Origin of the sequence: Streptomyces sp. NPDC050164, from assembly GCF_044459945.1 — a bacterium.
Classification (GTDB): Bacteria; Actinomycetota; Actinomycetes; order Streptomycetales; family Streptomycetaceae; genus Streptomyces; species Streptomyces coeruleorubidus_A.
In genome coordinates this window covers 1-16,608 of the sequence record NZ_JBITJK010000009.1, presented here as the reverse complement: position 1 = coordinate 16,608, position 16,608 = coordinate 1, and the positions used below count along the sequence as shown (strand labels likewise).

Below are 16,608 nucleotides of genomic sequence, written 5' to 3'. Positions count from 1 at the left end.
GTTGCCGACTCCCCCAAGCTCTCGACTTCGCTCGAGCAAGGGGGGACCCCCATCGCGTCGACGCCCTCCTCCGCCTTGCAGAGGCACGCACCAGACCCCGCTCGCCGGCACCGAGCAGAACAGTCGCTTCCCTGCGACCTGATCCAAACGACAGACCCCAGGGACTGATCCACCCACGCAGGGGCGTCAGTCCCGCAGCTCCGTCAGGAAGTCGAGCAGCGCCTCGGTCACCTCGGCGGGCCGCTCCTGCTGCGTCCAGTGGCCGCAGCCCGGCAGCACGAGCGGCTTGCGGCGCAGGTTGGGCATCAACTCGGGCAGCTTCTCGATCAGTTCGGGCGTGCCCGGGAAGGCCGGGACCAGGTCCCGGTCGCCGTACACGTACAACGCGGGCGGGGAGACGACCGCTCCCTGCCAGGGGGCGGTCAGCTCCCAGTTGCGGTCCAGGTTGCGGTACCAGTTGAGCGCGCCGGTGAAGCCCTGCGCGTAGCTGTCGGTGAGGGTGTCGAGGTCCTCCTCGGTCAGCCAGTCGGGCAGCACCTCGGGGTCGGGCGCGTCCGCCAGCCAGCCCCGCTCCAGGTCGACCAGGGCCTGTTCGGGACGCCCGGCGCCCGGTGCGTCGCCCGAGGCGGAGTACAGAAGCTTGCGCAGGGTGGCGCGGGTGTCGGCGGTGAACTCGGCCTCGGCGACCCCGGGCTGCTCGAAGTAGTTCCAGTAGAAGCGCCCCTCGAACCGCTCCCGCATGGTTGTGAGCGGCGGCTGCCCGCCACGGAACGGCGGCGGCACGCTCAGCCCCGCAACCCCGCGCACCACGTCCGGCCGCAGCAGCGCGGTGTGCCAGGCCACCGGCGCTCCCCAGTCGTGCCCGACGACGAACGCCCGCTCCTCACCCAGCGCGTGGACCAGCCCGACCACGTCGCCCACCAGGTGGAAGATGCTGTACGCGGCCACGTCCTCGGGGTGATCGCTGCGCCCGTATCCGCGCTGGTCGGGCGCGACCACCCGGTAACCGGCCTCGGCCAGCGGCCGGAACTGGTGCCGCCAGGAGTGCCAGGACTCCGGGAATCCGTGCAGCAGCACCACGAGCGGGCCCTCGCCCTGCTCCGCGATGTGCAGCCGTATGCCGTTCACGTCGATCATCCGATGCTCAACCACCCGACGAGCATACGCGTGTACGGGTAAACGATTTCCAAACGCAACCGGTATTGCCTAGCGCAACCGGTACTCGCGCCGCCGCCCCGCGAACAGCCGGGCCTGCTCCTCGCGCGCCGCGTTCCCGAGCGCGATGAGATGCGGCGCCTGTGCGACGCCCCGGGACCGCCCCGCCTCGCTCGCGGCCCACAGCGCCCGCACGGTCCCCTGCACGGCCTCCGTCGGATACCCGGCGATCACGGCGGCGCACGCACGCGCCGCCCCCAACGCCTCGCCCTGCGCGACGAGTTCCGACACCAGCCCGACCTCGTACGCCCGCCGCGCGGAGATCCGCTCCGCCGTCCCCATCAACGCCATCCGCGCGACCTCCCCGTACGGCATGCGCTGCGCCATCAGGACGGACTCGTAGGCGCTGACCATGCCGTAGGTGGTGTGCGGGTCGAAGAAGGCGGCGGTGGTGTCGGCGACCACGAACTCCGCCTCTCCGAGCAGGTAGAAGGCACCCCCGCAGGCCATCCCGCGCACGGCGGCGACGACCGGCTTCCACAGGTCGTTCGCCTTCGGCCCGATGCCGAGCAGCGGATCGTCCTGCGCGTACGGCGAGCTCGGCTGCGGCACGACGGCGTCCCGGTCGATGCCCGTACAGAACGCACGCTCACCGGCGCCGGTGAGGACGACGGCCCGCACGGAGCCGTCGAACCGCAACTCCCGCCAGACCCGGGCGAGTTCACCGGCCATCTCCAGGTCGACGGCGTTGAGCCGGTCCGGCCGGTTCAGGGTGACGACGGCGACCCCGCTGTCCTCGTCGGCACTGACCAGAACCCTGCTCATGACCGCTCCGGAACCCATCGGGGAAGCCCGTCGGCGAACACGGCCCGCACCCGGGTGCCGATCCGGAGACGGTCCGTGGCAAGGGAGTTGATCGGCTCACCGGGCCCGGCGACGAGGTTGCCGACGAGGCGGATGCGCGGCGCCTCGTCGAGCTCGACGACGACCACGTTGTACGGCGCCAGCTCGGCATAGCCGGGCAGCAGCGGCGGATGCGGAACGACGTACGACCAGACGCGGCCCCGGCCGGACACCCGGCGCCACTCGGACTCGAAGGACTGGCAGTGCGGGCAGCAGGGCCGGGGCGGGAAGCGGAGCTCACCGCAGCCGGCACAGGCCTGGACACGCAGTTCGCCCCGGGCGGCGTACTCCCAGAACGGGGCACCGTCGGTGTCGGTGACGGGACGCAGCATCTCAACTCCTCAGCAGAAGGGCGGAGGTGGGCACTCCTTCACCCGCCGTGACCAGACAGGCCGACGCGCCCGGCACCTGCGCGGTACTGGTCCCGCGCAACTGCTTCACGCCTTCGTTGACGAGGTTGAAGCCGTGGACGTAGGCCTCGGACAGCCCGCCCCCGCCGGTGTTCACGGGCAGCAGCCCGCCGGTCTCCAGCGCCCCGCCCTCGGTGAACGCCCCGCCCTCGCCCCGCCCGCAGAATCCGTAGCCCTCCAGGGACAGCAGGACCAGGGGTGTGAAGGCGTCGTAGATCTGGGCGACGTCCACGTCCTGGGGCGTCAGGTCGGAGTGCTTCCACAGGTGCCGGGCGGCGGTCCAGGCCGGGCCGGTGAGGGGGTCGTCGTTCCAGTAGTTGACCATGCCGTGGTGCTGGGCGGGGAGCGACTGGGCGGCGGAATGGACGTAGACGGGTTTCCGGCGGCAGTCCCGGGCCCGCTCGCCGGAGACGACGACACAGGCCAGCGCCCCGTCCGTCTCCAGGCAGTTGTCGAAGAGGCAGAGCGGCTCGCTGATCCACCGGGACGTCATGTACATCTCGCGGGTCAGGGGCCGGTCGTACATGATCGCGGCGGGGTTCTGGTTGGCGCGGTTCCGGCAGGCCAGGGCGACGTTGAACAGGTGATCGCGGGTGGCCCCGTACTCGTGCATGTACCGACGGGCGAGCATGGCGATCTCGTCGACCGGCCTGAGCAGCCCGAACGGCCGGGTCCACTGGGCCGGGGTCGGCAACTGGACGGCCGTGTTGGTCCACGGCCGGGGCCCGCTGCCCCGCTTGCGCGACCGCCAGGCGACCCCGACGCTCGCCTGCCCGGTGGCGACGGCGGCGGCGAGATGGGCGACGGTGGCACACGAACCGCCCCCTCCGTAGCCGACCTTGCCGAAGAAGGTGAGGTCCCCGAAGCCGCAGGCCTTCGCCAGCTCCACCTCGTCCGTCTCCTCCATGGTGTAGGAAGCGAGGGCGTCGACCTCGCCGGGCGCGATCCCGGCGTCGTCGAGGGCGGCCAGGACGGCACGGCAGGCGAGGGTGCGCTCGTCCTCGGGCAGCCGCTGGGCGAAGGGCGTCTGGCCTATGCCGACGATGGCGGTGGCGTCCTTGAGGCCTCCCGATCCTGCTGCCATGCTGCGCGCACCTCCGGGGCCGAACGATCGCTGACAGGTCGTCAGGTTACCGATAATCTGACGGTCAGTCAGCTCCTATGTCTTCGGGAGGCGCGCTGTGCGAGCGGATACGGAGTGGGGAAGCATCCCGGGCCTGGTGCGGGCGGCCGCCGAGCGGTACGCGGACGCCGAGGCGGTCGTCGAGGGCCGCACCCGGATCACCTACGCGGAGCTGGGCGCCCGTGTGGAGCGCGCGGCGGCGGCCTGCCTGGCCGGCGGCATCCGGCCGGGCGACCGGGTCGGCATCTGGGCGCCGAACACCCTCGACTGGATCGTCAGCGCCCTGGGCGCGGTCTCGGCGGGCGCGGTGCTCGTGCCGTTGAACACCCGTTTCAAGGGCGCGGAGGCGGCGGACGTCCTGCGCCGCAGCGGGGCGCGGCTGCTGTTCGTGACGGGCACGTTCCTCGGCACGTCGTACGTGGCGTCGCTGCGCAGGGCGGCGGGCCAGGGCCCAGGGGGTGTTCCGCTGCCCGGCCTGCCGGCCCTGGAGCAAGTGGTGGTCCTCTCGGAGGACGCCCCGGCCGACTTCCTCACCTGGAAGGACTTCCTGGCGAGCGGAGAGGCGGTCGGGGCGGCGCAGGTGCGGGCGAGGGCGGAGGCGGTCGACGGCTCCCGGCCCTCGGACATCGTCTTCACCTCGGGCACGACGGGCCGTCCGAAGGGCGCGGTCATCACCCACGCGCAGACGCTGCGGGCGTACGGCATCTGGAGCGAGCTGGCGGGCCTGACCCGGGGCGACCGCTACCTCATCGTCAACCCGTTCTTCCACACCTTCGGCTACAAGGCCGGGGTGATCGCCTGCCTGATCCGGGGCGCGACGATGATCCCCCAGCCGGTGTTCAACGTGAACACGGTCCTGGCCAACATCGCGGCGGAACGGGTCTCCGTGCTCCCCGGCCCCCCGACCCTCCTCCAGTCCCTCCTGGACCACCCGGCACGGGACGCGCACGACCTGTCGGCACTGCGCCTCGTGGTGACGGGAGCGGCGGTGGTGCCGCTGAGACTCGTCGAGCGGCTGCGCGGGGAACTCGGCATCGACACGGTCCTGACGGCCTACGGCCTGTCCGAGGCCGGCGGCGTCGTCACGATGTGCCGGCGCGGCGACGACCCGGCGGTGATCGCGTCGACGTCGGGCCGCGCGATCCCCGGCACACAGGTGCGGGTCGTGAACTCCCGGGGCGAGCCCCTGGAACCGGGCACGCCGGGCGAGGTCCTGGTCCGCGGCTTCAACGTCATGACCGGCTACCACGAGGACGAGGCCGCCACCGCCGAGGTGCTGACGGAGGACGGCTGGCTGCGCACGGGCGACGTCGGCGTCCTGGACGCCGCGGGCAACCTGCGCATCACCGACCGCCTCAAGGACATGTTCATCGTCGGCGGCTTCAACGCCTACCCCGCCGAGATAGAGCAACTCCTGGGCCTGCACCCGGACGTGGCTGACGTCGCGGTGATCGGCGTACCCGACGCCCGGCTGGGGGAGGTCGGCAGGGCCTACGTCGTACGGCGCCCGGGCGCACTTGTGACGGCGGACGACCTGATCGCCTGGTCCCGCAGGGAGATGGCCAACTACAAGGTCCCAAGGACGGTGGAGTTCGTGGCGGAGCTGCCCCGCAACGCGAGCGGAAAGGTCGTGAAGGGGGCGCTGCGCGGCGGCCTCCTCAGCGGCTGACCGGTGGCAGCGGCGGGGTCCCGGTGACGGACATGACCAGGGAGTAGAGGGTGCTGTCGGCGGCGATGAACAGCCGGTTGCGCCGGGCGCCGCCGAAGCGGATGTTGGCGACGGTGCCGGGCACGAGGATGCGGCCGAGGAGCGTGCCGTCGGGGTCGTAGCAGTGCACACCGCCGTGCATGGCGGCGGCCCACAGGCGTCCCTCGTCGTCGAACCGGATGTTGTCGAAGTTGCCGCTGCGGCACTCGGCGAAGACGTCGCCGCCGGTCAGGGTGCCGTTCGGCCGGACGTCGAAGACGCGGATGTGATTGGCCACGCTGTCCGACACGAAAAGCTTGCGCTCGTCGGGGGAGAACACCAGCCCGTTGGGGCCCTGGAACCGTTCCTAGAGACTGAGCGGGAGTGAGTCCTGTTGCCAGAACCCGTGCTCAGTCGCGTGCCCCGAACGGTGTTGGACACTCTGGTCCCCCGCGTTCGCTCCGCGTCCGGCGCGCGCGGATCGTGTCCGTGGTCCGGGAATGCGGGGGCGGGTTTCCTCACACCCCTGAGCGCCCAATCCGGCCTGGGCGGTCCGATGCCCGCACCCATCGCTCTGGTGGGTGCGGGGCGGTGCCGTCCGTCGCCGGATCGGGTGCCCGAGGGCGCGCCTTCCGATCGCCACCGAGGCGGCATCGTGCCGGGTGGTGGCGCGTTTGTTGCTGGTGAGGGGTTTCTGCCAGTGCTGGGCGCCCCACTTGGAGGTGTAGGCCGGGTCGACGGCCACGATGGAGATGCCGAGTTCGGCTGCCATCGACACCAGCCGTGCCCGCAGCTTGGACACAGGCATGCCGGAGATCAGCTTGCGGAACCGCTTGTGTCTGCCGTGCTTCTCCCGGGTCTTCTCCGCGGCGAAGTCCAGATCCTCGATCGCGATACTCAGGCCGTGACGCTTGGTCCAGTGCAGCAGGCGCACCAGTGCGTGCCGTACCTGGGCGTGTCGCGGTAGGTGGCGGGTCCGTCGAGGCCGAAGAAGAACCGGCGCGGTGCGCCGACCGGGTTGCCGTGCGCATCCAGGCGCCATGCCGCGAGGTGATCGGCGTTGGTGTCGACACCGATCACCCCGCCGGCGCGGACCTGAGCCAGTGGAACGGTCAGAGTCGGCGAGATCGTCCACGAGGCGGTCAGGTACCAGCGGTTCCGGTCGGTATCGAGGTGGATGCGGTAGGCCACGGCCCGGTTCGCCGCCACACGGTCCGCCCACTCCACGCCCCGGTGGCGGAAGGCGACGGTGCCGGTGAGGACGTACCGGCCGTGCCTGGCGTTCGCCAGATACGCCAGCGGCGCGGGGAGCTTGATGCTGACCTCACCGTCCGGCGTGAGGCGGATCGTCTCGTTCCCGAACCGCTTCCCGCTCTCGCCGTCGGCCTGCAGGAACCAGCGCGTCGCTTCCCACTGCTGCCGCCATGCGGCCTCGGTGAGCTGTGCTTGGTCGAGGTGGTGACGGTTGCGGGCCAGTCGCCACGTGCAGGCGGCGGGCCTTGGCGAACCACTCCTGCCGACTCCGGTAGCCGCCCGGCGCCCGTTTGGTTCCCTCCTCGCCCACCGGCAGCGACAACCGGTGCGCGATCGTGCGCACCCCGGCTTCCAGAGCCTGGATGTGGGCGAGCTGCGCACGCCGCGACAGCGCCCACTGATCATGCGTCGCCTTGGTGATACTGCCCGCCCACCGCGAGGAGGACTCCCCGCTCAGAGCACGCTTGCGCTGCGCCCACGTGTCCGTGGAGTGCTCCAGCCCCTCGGCGCAGCGCCGCTTCAAGTCACGGGAAGCCAGGGATCCGAGATGCGCGCCGACCAGCCGCAGCACCTCCTCGTCCCCAGCGGTCAGGCCCTTGAGCCGGGTACGGATCGCCACCCCGGACGGGCCAAGGACAACGAACGGCGCCGAAAACTCACGCGGCACACTCACCCCATCCCCCCTTCCACACACGCCCCGGGCACGCCTGTCACCCACCCAACGACCACGTCCATGAAAAGGTCACGCATTCGATCCGCGAACTCCCGTTCCCTCCCCGGAAATGACGCACGCCGCAGCCCGGACACTCACTCACACACGCCAGAACACACTCATACGCACTCAACCAGCAACAGCTCACAACCCCTCGGCGGCCACGCGCACCTCGCCGCTGCCGGGGTCCACGCGGTACACGTTCCGGGCGCCGATCTCGCTCTGCGCGCGGTGCCCCTCGTAGTCGGTCGCGATCCCGAACTCGGGATCGGAGAACCACACCGACCCGTCGGACCTCACGACGGCGTCGTTCGGGCTGTTGAGCCGCTTCCCCCGGAACCGCTCGGCGATCACCGTGACCGAACCGTCGTGCTCGGTCCGGGTCACCCGCCGGTTGCCCTGCTCGCAGGTGATGAGCCGGCCCTGGCCGTCCAGGGTGTTGCCGTTGGGATACCCGGCGGGCGAGCGGAACACCCCGACGGCCCCGCTGGTCTCGTCCCACCGCAGCAGCCGGTCGTTCGGGATGTCGCTCCACAGCAGATACCGCCCGGCCGGCACGTACACCGGCCCCTCGGCCCACCGGCACCCCTCGAACAACGTCTCCAGCCGCGAGTCCCCCGCCTGACACCGGCCGGTCCGGAACCGCTCGTCGAGCGTCTCGTACGTCTGCGGTTGCTCGCCGGGCATGGGGGCCACCTTCGAGGTCGGGCCGATCGTGATCGTTCCGGGCCCACTATCGCGCGCCCGGAGCGGCAGCGCACGCCACCGGGCCGAACTCCTCCGACCCGGGTATGGTGAACGGTATGGCAACGAAGAAGTACACCGTGACCCTCCCGGAGGAGCTCGCCGAGGAGATCCGGCAGGAGGTCGGGTCCGGCGGCTTCAGTGCCTATGTCACGCGGGCCATAGAGCGTCAGCGGGAGCAGGACCGGCTCGGTGAGCTGGTGGCGTGGCTGGAGGGGGAACACGGCCCCGTCACCGACGACGAGATGGCGTCGGCCGAAGCCGAGCGCAGAGAGTTCGAGAGCCGCTTCGCGGAGCAGGGTGAGCAGCACCGGAAGGCGAGTTGATGCGGCCGTCCTGCTACGTGCTGGACTGCGAGGCGCTGTCGCGCACCGTGCTGGGTGACCGGGCGATGCTCGCGCGGCTCAAGGACGCCCACCGCTGCGGCATCCGCGTCGTGACCAGCTCCATGACGCTGATCGAGGCGTACCACGGCCGGGTGCAGCGCGCGGCCTGGGCGTGGGCGATGTCCCGTGTCGTGGTGGAACCCGTGACGCGGGAGGTCGCCGATGCCGCTGTCGCGCTGCTCCAGGACACGGGCCTGCACGGCCACAAGTACGCCATCGACGCGGCCTTGGCCGTGATCGCGGGCCGGCAGCCCGGAGGCGTGGTGCTCTTCACGTCCGACGAGGACGACATGGGAAAGCTCTGCGGGTCGGGTGTGAGGGTCGTTCCGTCGTAGCCGGACGGCCCCGCTTCCGGCACACGCCTCGGCCGCGACGGCTCCCCCTCCGCGCCGCCGCGGCCGAACCCCGTGTGGAGATGGCTTACATCGCCCGTCGCCTGGGCCGGTCGCCTACTTGGTCGGCTTGAAGGGCTCCGACGTGGCGTGCAGGTCCTTGGTCTCCAGCGGCTCGTCGGTGGCGTGCAGGTCCTGCGTCTTCACGGCCCCCTCCTCCGTGGCGTGCAGGTCCTCCGTCGATGCCTCGCCGTCCGTGCCGCCCGTGGCGTGCAGGTCCTGCGGCTTGAGCTCGTCGCCCATGATCGTCAACTCCCCTTGGCATGATCAAACAGTGAGGTCGGCGGGCCCGACCGGTCACTCCCCCGAGGGCGACCGGGCGGGCCCGCCTGGGCCGCTCACCCTAGGCCCTGGACCTAGTTCGGCGGTGCGAGGCCCTGCGCAGTGACCCGTCTGCCCCCCGACGCGACGGATCGACTGCCTCAAGCATGGCGTGGAGCGATAAACGAATGATGAACGCGGGCGCGCCAGGCCTCAGGCCGCCCGTACCGGGGACAGCAGCGCGCGCACGGCGGCGGCCTCGGGCGAGCCCAGCTCCTCGTAGATCGCCGCCGCCTCCTGCCAGCAGACCTGGGCCCGGCCGGTCTGTCCTATGCCGCTGAGCGCGCGGCCGAGGACGGTGAGGACGTTGCCCCGCCGCCACTCCCCGCCGATGCCCCGCAGCACGGTGAGGGCCATCTCGGCGTTGGCGGCGGCCTGTGCGGGGCGCCGGGCGGCGAGGTCCACCTCGGCCAGCCGGAACAGGCTCATGCCCTCCCAGAGGCGCTGCCTGCTGTTACGGAACACCTCCAGCGCCTCCTGGAGCCGGCCGGCCGCGTCGCCCAGCTCACCGCTCTGGGTGAGGGCGAGGCCCAGGGCGTAGCGGGCGTTGGCCCCGCGCATGGAGTTGCCCATGGCGTCGTAGATGTCGATGCCCTCCTGGGCCAGCGCGACCGCGCTCTGGGTGCGCCCGGTCGCGAGGTGGATCCGGGAGAGGTTGCAGAGCGCGGAGGCCTCGCCGGGGCGGTTGCCCAGAGCCCGGAAGTGTTCGATGGCCCGGGAGAGGTGTTCCTCGCCGTCCTCGTGCCGGTTCTGGTACAGCGCGATGATGCCGCGCGCGTTGCGGGCCCAGCAGACGGGAAGCAGGTCGTCGGCCTCCTGCGCGAGGACGATGACCCGTTCCGCCTCCTGGTCCGCCCGCTCGAAGCGGCCGCCGACGTGGTGGACGTTGACGAGCGTCGTGAGCGCCCGGGCTTCCGACCGCGTGAGGCCGAACTGCCGCGCCGCGCCCAGGAGTGCCTCGGCCGTCGCCTCGTACTCCCTGGAGTTGGCTCCCGACTCGGAGAGGTCGTGCGCGGCCCACAGCAGGTCGATCGCCCGGGGGAGGGTGTCCGGATGTCCCGCGGACTGCCGCACGCACGCGAGGAGACAGATGGCCTCCGCGTACAGCCAGTCCCGCGCCGTGTGCCGGTTCTCGAACCGCAGCCCCGGATACGAGGTCGGCTCCAGATGGTCCACCAGCCCGTCACCGGGCCGCTCGATCGCGTACACCCCGGCCGCGGACGCCAGATAGAAGTCCAGCAGGCGTGACAGCGCCGCTCCCCGCTCGCTCGGCGGCAGCTCGTCCCTTTCCGCACAGGCACGCGCGTAGAGCCGTACCAGATCGTGGAAGCGGTAGCGGCCGGGAGCGGCCGACTCCAGCAGGGAGGTGTCCACCAGGGATTCCAGGAGGTCCTCGGTGTCCTCCACGGGCAGGTCCAGGATCGCCGCCGCGGCCGGGAGGGAGATGTCCGGGCCGTCGGCCAGGCCCAGCAGGCGGAAGGCGCGGGCCTGGGCGGGCTCCAGCTGTCCGTAGCCCAGCTCGAAGGTGGCCTTCACCGCCAGGTCGCCGGCCTGGAGTTCGTCCAGGCGGCGGCGTTCGTCGGCGAGCTTCGCCGCGAGGACCGACACCGTCCAGGTACGGCGGGCCGCCAGGCGGGAGGCCGCGATGCGGATCGCGAGCGGCAGGAAGCCGCAGGCCGCCACCACGTCCAGGGCGGCCTTCCGCTCGGACACCACCCGCTCCTCGCCCACGATCTTCGTGAACAGCGCCAGGGCCTCGTCCGGCGCCATCACGTCCAGGTCGATCAGATGGGCGCCCGCCAGGTCCACCATCCGCATCCGGGAGGTGACCAGGGCGGCGCAGCCGTCCGTGCCGGGCAGCAGGGGGCGTACCTGGGCGGCGTCGCGGGCGTTGTCCAGCAGGACCAGGACGCGGCGGCCGGCCAGGACCGAGCGGTAGAGCGCCGCGCGCTCCTCCAGGGAGTCGGGGATCGCCGAGTCGGCCGTGCCGAGGGCACGCAGGAAGGAGCCCAGGACCGTCTCCGGCTCCGCCGCCCGGGCGCCCGCGCCCTGCAGGTCGACGTACAACTGCCCGTCCGGGAACGCCCCGCGCGCCTGGTGGGCCACGTGCACGGCGAGGGTCGTCTTGCCCACGCCGCCGATGCCGGCCAGGGCCGAGACCGCCATGACCCGGTTCTCGGCGGAGGCCAGGATGTCGCCGAGCTCGCGCACGAAGCCGGAGCGGCCGGTGAAGTCCGGCACCGTCGCCGGCAGCTGGGCCGGGCGGACCAGGACGGAGGCCGGCTCGGGGGCCGGGGAGGAGGGCTCCGCCAGTCCCGGGTCGGCCTGGAGGATCCGCTGTTGCAGTTCGCTCAGGCCGGGGCGCGGGTCCACGCCCAGTTCGTCGGCGAGCAGACGGCGCGTGTCGGCGTACACCGCGAGGGCCTCGGCCTGCCGGCCGCTGCGGTACAGCGCCAGCATCAGCAGTTCGCGGAGCCGCTCGCGGAGCGGATGGGTAGCGGTGAGGGCGGTGAGCTCCGAGACCGCCTCCGCGTGGCAGCCCTGCTCCAGGTCCATGTCCAGGCGGGATTCGACGAGCTGGAGCCGCCATTCCTCCAGGCGGACGCGCTGTGCCTCCGCGTACGGGCCGGGTACGCCGGCCAGCGTCTCCCCGTCCCACAGGGCGAGGGCCCGCCGCAGCACCTCACGGGCCTGGCAGAGGTCGCCGGCCGACCGGGCCTTCTCCGCCTCGGTCGCCAGGTCCTGGGCGACGGCCAGGTCCAGGGCGCCGTCGCCGAGGCCCCGTATCGCGTATCCGCCGGATTCGCTGACCAGGACGCCGGAGTCCAGCACCTTGCGCAGACGAGAGGCGTACGTCCGCAGCGCCGCCAGGGCCTGCGAGGGCGGTTCCTCACCCCACAGGGCGTCGATCAGCTCCGCGGCCGTGGCGGTACGGCCCTCGCGCAGCAGCAGGGCGGCGAGCAGGGCGCGCTGCTGGGGGGAACCGGTGGTGAGCGGCTCGTCGCCACGCCAGGCGCGCACCGGCCCGAGCACGCCGAAGCGCAGCGCCGCCCGCGCCGTCGATCCCCCCGACTCCGCCGACTCCGGTGACCTCGGCGGCTGTGCCGAGGAGTCGGAACGCCGCTGCTCCGGTACGCGCGGTACACCGTCCGGTACCCCGTCCATGCAGTCCCCCTAGACATCCTGAGCAACCACGCCAGTTTGCCTTGTGCGCGGCGGATACGTCAGCCGTGGGGGACACCGATCACAGGGCGACGCACGGGAGTCCACAAGGTCCGCACACTCTCTCCGCACCCGCCCGCCCCAGCCCGGCCATCGCGGCCGGAACCCGCCCCCGCTCACGTAGCTGACGCTCCGTCAGATCGGCGCTACCGTGAGCGCCATGGACACCCACGACAGCACGTTTCCGCTGATCATCTCCGTGGACGACCACACGGTGGAGCCCGCGACCGTCTGGCAGGACCGGCTCCCGGAGAAGTACCGGGGCGCCGGACCCCGGATCGTCCGTGCGCCCGTGAAGGAGATGACGTTCCTCGGCGGGCGCTTCAAGCCCGTCATGGGCGGGCCCGGCGACGAGGGTCCCGTCGGTGACTGGTGGGTCTACGAGGACCTCCGCCGGCCCCTGACCCGCCTCGACACCGCCGTCGGGTACGACAGGGACGAGATACGCCTGGAGGTCATCACCTACGAGCAGATGCGGCCCGGTTCCTACGACGTCCCGGCCCGGCTCGCCGACATGGACGTCAACCACGTCCAGTCCGCCCTCTGCTTCCCGACGTTCCCGCGTTTTTGCGGCCAGACCTTCACCGAGGCGAAGGACCACGAGCTGGGACTGCTCTGCGTCCGTGCATACAACGACTGGATGGTGGAGGAGTGGTGCGGCCCCGAGGCGCACGGGCGGCTCATCCCGCTCACCCTGATCCCTCTCTGGGACCCTGAGCTGGCCGCCGAGGAGGTCCGACGGAACGCCGCCCGCGGTGTCCGTGCCGTCGCCTTCTCCGAGATACCGCCGTACCTCGGGCTCCCCTCCATCCACACCGACGACTGGGACCCCTTCCTCGCCGCGTGCGACGAGACCGGCACGGTCGTCGCCATGCACATCGGCAGCAGCAGCCGTATGCCCTCCACCTCCGCCGACGCCCCGCCCGCCGTCGGCTCCACCATCACCTTCGCCAACTGCTGCTTCTCGATGGTCGACTGGCTGATGAGCGGCAAGTTCGAGCAGTTCCCGAATCTGAAAGTGATGTACGCGGAGGGGCAGATCGGCTGGATTCCCTACATCCTGGAGCGGGCCGACGTCGTGTGGGAGGAGAACCGCGGCTGGGGCGGCGTCGCCGACAAGGTGCACCGGCCGCCGTCCGAGCTGTTCGCCGAGCACGTCTACGGCTGCTTCTTCGACGACGCCTTCGGGCTGCGCAACCTGGACGCCATCGGCCTGGGCAACGTCCTGTACGAGACCGACTACCCCCACTCCGACAGCACCTGGCCCAAGTCCCGCGAGGTCGGCCAGGCGCAGATGGGGCACCTGGATCCCGAGGTGGTGGAGCGGATCGTGCGGCGGAACGCGATCGAGCTGCTGGGGCTGACCGACGACGGGCTGTGGGACGGGGCGAGGTGAGCCTGGCCTACGGGATCCAGCTCCCGGTCCAGTCCCAGAGCACGATCTACGCCGAACCCTGGGAAGCCGCCGCCGGACCCGAGGACCTCCTCGCCGTCGCTCGCGCCGCCGACCGCGCCGGCTTCGCCTACCTGGCGTGCTGCGACCACGTCGCCATCCCGCGCCGCCTCGCCTCCGCGATGAGCACGGTCTGGTACGACCCGGTCGCCACCCTCGCCTTCCTCGCGGCGGCCACCGAGCGGACCCGGCTGCTCAGCCACGTCGCCGTGGTGGGCCTGCGGCATCCGCTGCTCACCGCCAAGCAGTACGCCACCCTCGACCATCTGTCGGGCGGCCGGCTGGTCCTCGGGGTCGGGGCCGGGCACGTCCGGGAGGAGTTCGAGGCGCTGGGGGCCGACTTCGAGCGGCGCGGGGCCGTGCTGGACGAGTCGGTCGACGCCCTGCGCGCCGCCCTCGGGCCGCAGGAGTTCCCCGAACACCACGGCAAGCTGTACGACTTCGAGGGACTCGGGCAGCGGCCCCGCCCGGCCCAGGACCGTGTCCCCCTCTGGGTTGGCGGGTCCTCGCCCGCCGCCCTGCGACGGGCCGCGCTCAAGGGCGACGGCTGGCTGCCGCAGGGAGACCCGAGGGACCTGCTGCCGGACCGGATCGCGCGGATACGGCGGCTCAGGGAAGAGGCCGGGATCGAGGGGCCGTTCACCGTGGGAGCCATCGCCGAGCCCCTGTACGTCGGGACGGCGGGCTGGGACGTCGGGCGGCGGACGCTCAGCGGGCCCGCCGACGCCATCGCCGAGTCGTTGCGGGCCTTTTCCGCGATGGGGGTGGACCAGGTCCAGGTGCGGTTCCGCAGCCGCACCCGGGACGAACTCGCCCAGCAGATCGGGCAGTTCGGGGAGGAGGTCGCGCCGCTGCTGCCGTAAGCGCGTTCCTTGAAAGCTTGAACATGTCCACGTCGGCCTCCGTATGTACGGACGTACGGACACGTACGGACACGTACGGCTTCGGCGGAAGGACACAATGACGTGCGCACTTCCCGGAAACTCTCCGTCGCCCTCGCCTGCCCCGAGGGCACCTGGCCGCATCCCGACTGGCCGGCCCCGGACGACCCGTACGTCGAGCGGGTGGTGAGCCTGCGCCCGCCCCCGCCCTTCCGCGTCCCGGGCGGCGTGGACGTCGTCGTCCTGCGCTGCGCCGAACCGGTGGACGCCCTGCGGGAGTTGCGGGCAGGCGGCGTGCCGCTGATCGTGATCGGTCCGCACCGGGACGCCGAGACCATCGTGGAGGTGTTCCGGGGCGGCGCCGGGTATCTGGTCGAGGGCGACTACTGCACCTGCATGCTCTCCTCGGCCGTCGTCGGGGCCACCATCGGGCACACCTACCTCTCCCCGGCGGCCTGCGCGGCCCTGCGCGAGGGGGCCCGCCGGGCGTCGTCCACGCACGACACGGCGCTGGAGCGGCTGCGCGGGCAGCTCTCGCCGCGCGAGCGGCAGATCATGGAGCTGCTGTCGACCGGGCTGGGCGCTCAGGAGATCGGGCTGCGGTTACGGCTGAGCGAGAAGACCGTCCGCAACAACCTCAGCAACATCTACGCCAAGCTGGACGCACGCGGCAGCACGGACGCGGTCCTGAGGTGGCTGGGAGCCGCGCCCGTGCTTCGCATCTGAGAACCTCGGAGGTTCTCCGGCTACGGCGCCGGAATCTCCGACAGCGGGATCTCGACGTCGGTGATGTTCTCGCCGGCCTCACCGAATCCCGGTTCGGACCTCAGAGCACGCGTGGAATTGAGCAGTCCCGACGCCTGAGGCGTTCCGCATTTCACGTTGCGCAGCCACAGCCGCCCGTCGGGGGTGCCGTTCTTCAGGATCTGCGGATAGAAGACGTGCACGCTCGTGGCGCCCTCGCTCGGGGAGAAGAAGACCTTGCCCCCGTCCTGCGCCTCCTTGTACGTGGCCTTGAGGTAGCCGCTCACATCGGTGCGCTTCGCGGACCACATGAAGAACCCGATGCTGTCCGCCTGCACGGTGTCCGTCCTGCTGAACTGCAAGGTGGTGGTCTTGTCGTCACGCGTGATGTTGATCTCGGACGTGCTGAACTTCGCGCCGATCTCGAAGAAGGAATTGCCGAGTTTCGTGTCGGCGGCCGCGGTGAATCCGTCCTCCAGCTGGATGGTCCTGGTGACGGACGTGCTCACGTTGAAGGTCTTCGAGGCGGTGCTCGTCGATCCGCAGTTGTCGGTCACCGCGGAGACGCGCTGGTTGGGCCCGAGGCTGTCCCGCTTGAACTGGACGTCGACGAACTCGCAGTTCTCCAGCTTGTCCGAGTCCGCCGAGCAGTCGGCGGTCACCTCGGAAGGGGTGGCGGCGCCCGCGGGGTTCATCAGCGGCACGGCCACCGCGACGGCCGCCACCGGGGCCAGCGCGAGGGTGATGCGCTTCTTCTTGCTCCGGTGGCTTCTCGTGCGGCCGGTGCGTGTCATGGGGTTCTCCGTAAGTTGTGGGGTGGCCCGGGAGGGCCGGATGTGGCTGATGGGGTCTTGCCTTCAGTGGCTCCGCAGGAGTGGCCGTCCGGCTCTCCGGGGCGCCCTGGCTGCTGATTGAGATGTGCGCGCCTTGTGCGGTCGCTGTTTACGGAGATGACGGCGGGGTGTTCCTCGGGCCACTGGCAATCTGCTGTTGGAGCCGAGGAGGGGCGAGTGAGTCAGCGACAGGCCCAGGTCTGGGTCGGCATCGACGCCGGCAAGGGCCACCACTGGGCCGCGGTGGTCGACGAGACCGGTGCGACCCTGTGGTCGAAGAAGATCGACAACGGCGAGTCGGCGATCCTCACCGCACTGGGCGAGATCATGGAGCTGGCCGACGAGGTCCGGTGGGCGGTGGACATCGCGGGGACGTCCTCCGCGCTGC

At 71.5% G+C, this 16,608-nt stretch carries 14 protein-coding genes and 3 pseudogenes; 7 read left to right on the top strand and 10 right to left on the bottom strand.

Translation table 11 applies throughout. From position 1 onward, the window contains the following. Positions 1-186: 186 nt before the first annotated feature. From ACIBNA_RS15460 to ACIBNA_RS15445, 4 genes are all read right to left on the bottom strand, one after another. A complete protein-coding gene (locus tag ACIBNA_RS15460; protein WP_399165874.1) occupies positions 187-1,137 on the bottom strand; it encodes an alpha/beta fold hydrolase in 951 nt (316 codons plus the stop codon). A 69-nt stretch (positions 1,138-1,206) separates the two neighbouring features. Next, positions 1,207-1,980 carry an enoyl-CoA hydratase/isomerase family protein gene (locus tag ACIBNA_RS15455; RefSeq protein ID WP_399165717.1) on the bottom strand — a complete coding sequence of 258 codons (774 nt, stop codon included), beginning with the start codon at positions 1,978-1,980 and terminating at the stop codon, positions 1,207-1,209. Continuing rightward, positions 1,977-2,390, bottom strand: coding sequence for a Zn-ribbon domain-containing OB-fold protein (locus ACIBNA_RS15450; protein WP_399165716.1), 414 nt, complete (start codon positions 2,388-2,390; stop codon positions 1,977-1,979). The genes ACIBNA_RS15455 and ACIBNA_RS15450 overlap by 4 nt, the downstream gene beginning before the upstream one ends. Before the next feature lies 1 nt (position 2,391). Beyond that, entirely contained in the window at positions 2,392-3,552 is a 1,161-nt protein-coding gene (locus ACIBNA_RS15445; RefSeq protein ID WP_399165715.1) for a lipid-transfer protein, read from the bottom strand. 97 nt (positions 3,553-3,649) lie between these two features. Here ACIBNA_RS15445 and ACIBNA_RS15440 point away from each other — a divergent pair, with 97 nt between their 5' ends. Continuing rightward, entirely contained in the window at positions 3,650-5,260 is a 1,611-nt protein-coding gene (locus ACIBNA_RS15440; protein WP_399165714.1) for a FadD3 family acyl-CoA ligase, read from the top strand. Here the strand turns inward: ACIBNA_RS15440 and ACIBNA_RS15435 are convergent. The 3 pseudogenes from ACIBNA_RS15435 to ACIBNA_RS15425 form a co-directional block, all read right to left on the bottom strand. Next, a pseudogene (locus ACIBNA_RS15435) lies at positions 5,250-5,639 on the bottom strand (SMP-30/gluconolactonase/LRE family protein); the annotation flags it as partial. The gene ACIBNA_RS15440 and the pseudogene ACIBNA_RS15435 sit on opposite strands and share 11 nt — an antisense overlap. Before the next feature lie 6 nt (positions 5,640-5,645). Next, positions 5,646-7,205 (bottom strand): annotated as a pseudogene (locus ACIBNA_RS15430) (IS200/IS605 family accessory protein TnpB-related protein). A 189-nt stretch (positions 7,206-7,394) separates the two neighbouring features. Next, positions 7,395-7,931, bottom strand: a pseudogene (locus ACIBNA_RS15425) (SMP-30/gluconolactonase/LRE family protein); the annotation flags it as partial. A gap of 116 nt (positions 7,932-8,047) precedes the next feature. On the opposite strand from ACIBNA_RS15425, the gene ACIBNA_RS15420 reads away from it, so the two are divergent. Together ACIBNA_RS15420 and ACIBNA_RS15415 are read left to right on the top strand one after the other, a co-directional pair. Then, complete coding sequence (locus ACIBNA_RS15420) at positions 8,048-8,314, top strand: hypothetical protein (protein ID WP_399165713.1); 267 nt, start codon at positions 8,048-8,050, stop codon at positions 8,312-8,314. Further along, positions 8,314-8,709, top strand: a complete 396-nt coding sequence (locus tag ACIBNA_RS15415; RefSeq protein ID WP_399165712.1) for a hypothetical protein — start codon at positions 8,314-8,316, stop codon at positions 8,707-8,709. The genes ACIBNA_RS15420 and ACIBNA_RS15415 overlap by 1 nt, the downstream gene beginning before the upstream one ends. A 114-nt stretch (positions 8,710-8,823) precedes the next feature. On the opposite strand, the gene ACIBNA_RS15410 is transcribed toward ACIBNA_RS15415, so the two are convergent. Next, positions 8,824-9,009, bottom strand: coding sequence for a hypothetical protein (locus tag ACIBNA_RS15410; RefSeq protein WP_399165711.1), 186 nt, complete (start codon positions 9,007-9,009; stop codon positions 8,824-8,826). Positions 9,010-9,240: 231 nt separating this feature from the next. Beyond that, entirely contained in the window at positions 9,241-12,252 is a 3,012-nt protein-coding gene (locus ACIBNA_RS15405; protein ID WP_399165710.1) for a BTAD domain-containing putative transcriptional regulator, read from the bottom strand. Positions 12,253-12,469: 217 nt separating this feature from the next. Between ACIBNA_RS15405 and ACIBNA_RS15400 the strand changes: the two genes are divergently transcribed. The 3 genes from ACIBNA_RS15400 (at position 12,470) to ACIBNA_RS15390 (ending at position 15,369) form a co-directional block, all read left to right on the top strand. After that, positions 12,470-13,705 carry an amidohydrolase family protein gene (locus tag ACIBNA_RS15400; RefSeq protein ID WP_399165709.1) on the top strand — a complete coding sequence of 412 codons (1,236 nt, stop codon included), beginning with the start codon at positions 12,470-12,472 and terminating at the stop codon, positions 13,703-13,705. Between the two features lie 2 nt (positions 13,706-13,707). Beyond that, a complete protein-coding gene (locus tag ACIBNA_RS15395; RefSeq protein WP_399165873.1) occupies positions 13,708-14,625 on the top strand; it encodes a TIGR03619 family F420-dependent LLM class oxidoreductase in 918 nt (305 codons plus the stop codon). A gap of 102 nt (positions 14,626-14,727) precedes the next feature. Then, positions 14,728-15,369 (top strand): LuxR C-terminal-related transcriptional regulator, encoded by a 642-nt coding sequence (locus tag ACIBNA_RS15390; protein WP_399165708.1) that lies wholly within the window; start codon positions 14,728-14,730, stop codon positions 15,367-15,369. Positions 15,370-15,389: 20 nt separating this feature from the next. On the opposite strand, the gene ACIBNA_RS15385 is transcribed toward ACIBNA_RS15390, so the two are convergent. Continuing rightward, the gene (locus tag ACIBNA_RS15385; protein WP_399165707.1) at positions 15,390-16,181 is read right to left on the bottom strand and encodes a hypothetical protein; all 792 of its coding nucleotides are present in this window, start codon (positions 16,179-16,181) and stop codon (positions 15,390-15,392) included. 216 nt (positions 16,182-16,397) lie between these two features. Here ACIBNA_RS15385 and ACIBNA_RS15380 point away from each other — a divergent pair. Continuing rightward, on the top strand, positions 16,398-16,608 hold a 211-nt coding region (locus ACIBNA_RS15380; RefSeq protein WP_399165706.1), incomplete at its 3' end, for a transposase.